The sequence below is a fragment of the Phenylobacterium sp. genome (genome assembly GCF_016793225.1).
In the GTDB taxonomy this organism is placed as follows: domain Bacteria; phylum Pseudomonadota; class Alphaproteobacteria; order Caulobacterales; family Caulobacteraceae; genus Phenylobacterium.
This window is the reverse complement of record NZ_JAEUMN010000053.1, coordinates 1-3,910: the sequence shown is the minus strand read 5'-3', so window position 1 is coordinate 3,910 and position 3,910 is coordinate 1. Positions and strand designations below refer to the sequence as shown.

Genomic DNA, 3,910 nt, shown 5'->3' with positions numbered 1-3,910 from the left:
GCGCTGGCTCTCGCCGCCCGACAGCGTGCCCGAACTGCGCGACAGGTTCAGGTAGTCGAGGCCGACGTTCACCAGGAAGCGCAGGCGGTCATTGATCTCCTTCAGGATCCGCCGCGCGATCTCCATCTGCTTGTCGCTCAGCGTGGTCTCGAGGCCCTCGAACCACTCCTGCGCATGCTTGATGGACAGGCGCGAGACGACACCGATGTGCTCGCCGGCGATCTTCACCGCCAGCGCCTCGGGCTTCAGGCGGTAGCCTTCGCAGGCGGTGCAAGGCGTCTCGGACTGGTAGCGGCCCAGCTCCTCGCGGACCCAGCTCGAGTCCGTCTCGCGCCAGCGGCGCTCCAGGTTCGGCAGGACGCCTTCGAAGGTCTTGTTGACCTCGTACTTGCGGGCGTTGTCGTCATAGACGAAGCGGATCTTCTCGTCGCCCGAGCCGTAGAGCACGACTTTGCGCGCCTGTTCGGGCAGCTTCCAGAACGGCTCGTCCATCGAGAAGCCGTAGTGGCGCGAGAGCGCCTGCAGGGTCTGGGTGTAGAGCGGCGAGGGACCCTTCGCCCAGGGCGAGATGGCGCCCTTGTGCAGGCTCTTGTCCTTGTCGGGGACGATCATGTCGGCGTCGAAGGCCAGCTTCGCGCCCAGGCCGTCGCACACGGGGCACGCGCCGTAGGGGTTGTTGAACGAGAACAGCCGCGGCTCGATCTCGCTGATCGTGAACCCGGACACCGGGCAGGCGAACTTCTCCGAGAACAACAGCCGCCGGGGCTCGGTCTCACCCTCGGCCAGGTCGGCCCATTCGGCCACGGCGATGCCGTCGGCGAGCTGGAGCGCCGTCGCCAGGCTGTCGGCGTAGCGCTGGTCCTGGCCGGGCTTGGTGACGATCCGGTCCACGACGATGTCGATGTCGTGCTTGAACTTCTTGTCGAGGGCCGGGGCGTCCTCGATCAGCATCAGCTCGCCGTTGATCTTGACGCGCTGGAAGCCGGCCTTCTGCCACTCGGCGAACTCCTTGCGGTACTCGCCCTTGCGGCCGCGCACGACGGGGGCCAGCAGGTTCAGGCGCGTGCCGTCGGGCAGGGCGTTCAGCTTGTCGACCATCTGGCTGACGGTCTGGCTCTCGATCGGCAGGCCCGTAGCGGGCGAGTAGGGCACGCCGACCCGCGCCCATAGCAGGCGCATGTAGTCGTGGATCTCGGTGACCGTGCCGACGGTGGAGCGCGGGTTGCGGCTGGTGGTCTTCTGCTCGATCGAGATGGCCGGCGACAGGCCCTCGATCAGGTCCACGTCCGGCTTGCTCATCAGCTCCAGGAACTGGCGCGCATAGGCCGAGAGGCTCTCGACGTAGCGGCGCTGGCCCTCGGCATAGATGGTGTCGAAGGCGAGCGAGCTCTTGCCCGATCCCGACAGGCCGGTGATGACCACCAGGTCGCCGCGCGGAATGTCGACGCTGACGTCCTTGAGGTTGTGCTCGCGCGCACCGCGTACGCGGATGAAGTTCTGGTGGTCGGCCATTCTGTCCCGGAAACGCCTTGCCGCCCGCGGAGGTCCGGGAGCGGACGGCGTAATTTAGGTAACCCGCGACTCAGATAACACGTGAACACAGGGGGAACAAAGCGCCTGCGTCATCTGGCCCCTGCGGGCTGCTGACACGACGCTGGCAGCAGGGAGAACGAACGGGGCCCTCAGCCGGCCGTGACGGCCTCGATCGTGGCGGCGTCGAACCCGAACTCCTCCAGCAGCGCGCGGGTATGCTGGCCGATGTCCGGCGCCATCCGGGGCGCGCGCTTGCCCTCGCCGGCGATCTGGAAGGGGCTGTCGACGGTGCGGATCCAGCTGTCCTCGACCTGCGGAAGCAGGCCGTTGGCGTCGATCTGCTCGTCCGAAAGATGGTCGTAGATCGAGCCCACGATGCCGAAGGTCACGTCGCCGGCGCTGAGGATCCTCGCCCAGTGCGCGTAGGGCTGGGTCGCGAAGATCTCGTCGCAGAGGGCGACCAGGGCCGGCCCGTTCGCCAGCCGCGCCTCGGGGGTCTCGAAGCGCGGATCGGTGAGCCAGTCGGCGTGGCCAAGGGCCTTGGCCAGCAGCGGCCAGTCGCGCGCCGGGTTGGTGCTCGAGATGATGAACTGGCGGTCGTCGGCCGCCCGGTACAGTTCGTTCAGCACGCCCCGCTCGCCGCGCTGCGGACGCTTGGCCAGTTCGTATCCGCAGAGCGCGGCCTGCACCTGGCATCCGTTCGCCCAGAGCCCGTTCGAGAGCAGCGAGGTCGAGACCTCCGATCCTTCGCCGGTCTGCAGGCGCTTGTAGAGCGCCGTGACGATCGCCCCGTACATGGCCATCGCCGTCGGATGGTCGCCCATGCCCGGCATCGAGATGGCCGGCTCCAGGTCGGGCGTCGCGCGCACCATGTCCATCAGGCCGGACCGGGCCCACCAGACCGTGGCGTCGAAGCCCGTGCGGTCGCGCTCGGGCCCCGCCTCGCCGTACGGCGTCAGCGAGGCGTAGATCAGCCGGCTGTTGAGGGGGCGCAGGTCCTGGGCGCGCACGCCCAGCCGCTCGCGGGCGGGGAAGGGGATGTTGGTGATGAACACGTCCGCCTTGCGCACCAGCGCCTGCAGGACGGTCTGCGCCTCGGGCTGTCGCAGGTCGAGCGCCAGGCTCTCCTTGTTCCGCGACTCCAGGGCCCAGAAGTAGTCGATGTCGTCAGGGGTGCCGCGCAGCCGGAACAGGTTGCGGTAGGCGTCGCCGATGACGGGCGGCTCGATCTTGATCACGCGGGCGCCGTAGTCGGACATGACGGTCGCCGCCGCCGGGCCGGCGATGAAGCTCGCGCAGTCGATGACCAGAAGGTCGCTGAACAGACCGGTCGCCATCGCCCATCCTCCCAAGGCTCGCTTGAGGCGAGGCAACGAGACTTGCCCCGGCGTCAGTCCAGCGGGCCGCGGTCCTCACCGGGTGCGCCGCAGCTCCAGGATGTCGAGCTTGGATTCATAGGCCGGCCACGGGAAGACGATGCGCCAGCGCTCGTTCCCCACGCGCTGGACGACACCGACCATGTCCCGGTCGTCCTGGGTCCCGTAGCGCGGGGTGCGGGTCTCGTCGCCGAGCTCCAGCACGCCCACGAAGCGCGCGGCGCGGCGGCCGGAGGGGCAGATGAGGCCAACGGGACGCTGGGAGCCGGTGGTCTTCCGCATGACGAGGTCGCCGCCGGGCGTGAGCTGCACCGAGCAGCGGAACCAGCCGTAGGCGATGTACGGCAGCATGCCTTCGCGCGCGGCGCCCAGCTTGATCGTGCGGCACTGGTAGCGTCCGGGCGTGGGCTGCGGCCGGTTGAGCGACAGCCGCGGCTCGGCCAGCAGTCCCAGTCGTCTCAGGTCGTCCGCCGCGCCGCCCCGGACGGCGTCGGCGCGCGCCTCGCGCCACGCCATGTCCAGCCGCTCGAGGCGCTGGGCGTCGGCGCGCGTGGGCGTGCAGGTCATGTCCTGCGCCGCGGCGGCTCCGGCGAGCGCGGCGAACGCTGTGGCGAGGCGCAGAGGCATGCGGGGCGGGACGACCTTCAGAAGCGGCGCTTGAACGCTAGACGCGTCGGCGTCAGGCGCAATCCCTCGTCGTCCGACCACTCGGCCTTGGGCTGGATGTCGACCTCCGGCGCGTCCTCGGCCGGGCTGAGATCCAGCGGGCGGGCCTGCGGTTCCGTGCGCAGGATGACGGCCTGGCGCCTGGCGTCGGCGGCGGGGGTCCTGGCGGCCGACAGCGTCTGCGCCGGCGCGGCGCGCGGCGCCGCCGCGACCACCGTGGCCTGCCAGGCCTGCGCCATCGCCGGCAGCGGCGCGCCCGCCATCAGGCAGGCGGCGATCAGGAAGGGCAGTCGGGGTCTGGTCACGATGGGCGCTCCGTTGGGAACCGCCGCCCA

At 70.0% G+C, this 3,910-nt stretch carries 3 protein-coding genes and 1 pseudogene; all 4 read right to left on the bottom strand.

The genetic code is table 11. The features are described 5' to 3' along the window. Nucleotides 1-1,512, bottom strand: a pseudogene (locus JNK30_RS06515) (excinuclease ABC subunit A); the annotation flags it as partial. Nucleotides 1,513-1,682: 170 nt separating this feature from the next. Next, nucleotides 1,683-2,870 (bottom strand): CoA transferase, encoded by a 1,188-nt coding sequence (locus JNK30_RS06510; RefSeq protein WP_293481247.1) that lies wholly within the window; start codon nucleotides 2,868-2,870, stop codon nucleotides 1,683-1,685. A 75-nt stretch (nucleotides 2,871-2,945) separates the two neighbouring features. Continuing rightward, on the bottom strand, nucleotides 2,946-3,536 hold the full coding sequence (locus JNK30_RS06505) for a DUF4893 domain-containing protein (RefSeq protein ID WP_293481246.1): 591 nt from the start codon (nucleotides 3,534-3,536) through the stop codon (nucleotides 2,946-2,948). A 17-nt stretch (nucleotides 3,537-3,553) separates the two neighbouring features. Then, nucleotides 3,554-3,880, bottom strand: coding sequence for a hypothetical protein (locus JNK30_RS06500; protein ID WP_293481245.1), 327 nt, complete (start codon nucleotides 3,878-3,880; stop codon nucleotides 3,554-3,556). Nucleotides 3,881-3,910: the final 30 nt, after the last annotated feature.